Annotated in this window: 2 protein-coding genes; both read right to left on the reverse strand. The window is 28.4% G+C overall.

All coding sequences use genetic code 11. From position 1 onward, the window contains the following. Positions 1-363: 363 nt before the first annotated feature. Entirely contained in the window at positions 364-1,284 is a 921-nt protein-coding gene (locus VLM92_RS01900; protein WP_325274662.1) for an LCP family protein, read from the reverse strand. Positions 1,285-1,441: 157 nt separating this feature from the next. Beyond that, positions 1,442-1,751 (reverse strand): Mor transcription activator family protein (locus tag VLM92_RS01905; protein ID WP_325274663.1); only part of this gene is annotated, 310 nt, incomplete at its 5' end.

Genomic DNA, 1,751 nt, shown 5'->3' on the forward strand with positions numbered 1-1,751 from the left:
TTCTATATTATTTTCTTTAGATACTTTATCTAATTTTTCTTTATCCCTAATATCACAATTATAGAATTTATTACTTAATACTGCTTCTTTGTGACCTGTTAATAGATTGTCTACTACTATAATATCTTCATTTTATTCTAAAAAATATTTAACCGTGTGAGAGCCTATATATCCAGCTCCACCAATTATTAATATACTCAACTACCCATCACTCCCTTTATTCCGGCTTAAATTGTATATAAATAAACCAGCTATATAACCATCTGGATTATTACTTCGCCTGCCCCCTAATATATATTATAAAATAACCTATACAAAAAAGTCATAGAATAAATCTATGACTTTTATATTATATGTTAAAAACTATTTAATATCTTTCTTATAATTTTGATAATCAAATATAAACTTATTTAATTGCTCTTTATTATAATCTTTCTCCCATTCAATAACCCAACCTTTTTGCTTATTTATAATATGACCATTTCTGTGTCCCTCAAGAGGAAACTCCATTTGATCAAAATCACTATCATTTATCTTTATAACCTTCTTAGCTAAACCAAAAATCTCAATAGGAGACATATTAGTCTTAGTATAAGCTAAAATGTTATTACCAACATCTATAAAATCAGAAGAAAAACTATCTGCTAACTTATTATAAGAAGCCTCTATAACAGTTCTTTGTCTATTATCTCTTTGATAAGCACTATACGCATACCTTATACTACTATATGCTAGAGCTTGCTTACCATCAAGAGTTTGCGTACCAGGACTGCTCACACCAGGTATATGACTAACCTCTCTATCTATTACATTAATTTCTACACCACCAATAATATCTATAATCTTAGCAAAAGACTCAAAACTAACCACTGCATACTTATCAATATTAATTCCAAAGTTATTGCTTATAGTTTGTAGTAATAAACTTGGACCCTCATAAGCATATGCATGTGTTAACTTTTCTGTACTATAACCTGGTATATCTACATACGTATCTCTAGCTAATGAAGTTAATCTTATATCATTATTTTTAGAATCTATAGTAAGTATCATCATAGCATCAGATCTATTTCCCTTATCAATATTATTACCATCTACACCTGCTAAAAGTATATTAGTTACTCCATTTGTTTCTTTTATATTTTCTATCTTGCTTTGGATTTTTTTAGCTTCATCTTTGTCATACATAGAATTTAGCTTAAAATATAAATAACCAAATCCCCCTAATGGTATAGCTACTATTATTACTAACAACCCTATAACTATCTTTTTAAATGTACTCATATTCTCCTCCAACGTTCTTTATATCCTTAATATTGTTAACTTCATTATTTTACCAATTTATTACTTTATTGTATATACTAAACTAATTAAATACACCCCCATAAATCGTAAAAACACGACCCATGCAGATTGTGCATAAAGTCGTTCTTTGATAAGGTTACTCAACAGTACTAAACTCCATAATAATCCTCTTAAGCTGATTAACACACATCCCATACTCCTTGGCCAACAAATTAGCATTAACCCCATTATATCTTATAACAATCTCTCTATTCCTACCATTTCTAATGACACTCTTAAAGGTAGGAATATAAACATTATTACCACCATACATCCTAGCAATTTCTAAAAAATTCTCCTGCCCAACAATCTCAAATAAAACTTCTAACTTATCACCAACATCTTTTATTTCTAACTTCATAAAATACCCTCCTATAAAAATTTCATCAACCTTAATTCTTAATATA

This window comes from Romboutsia sp. (genome assembly GCF_035470145.1).
Lineage (GTDB): Bacteria > Bacillota > Clostridia > Peptostreptococcales > Peptostreptococcaceae > Romboutsia_D.

Excerpts from the sequence above, each read along its gene's own strand:
- VLM92_RS01900 (WP_325274662.1), bottom strand. The coding sequence starts at position 1,284 with ATGAGTACATTTAAAAAGATAGTTATAGGGTTGTTAGTAATAATAGTA.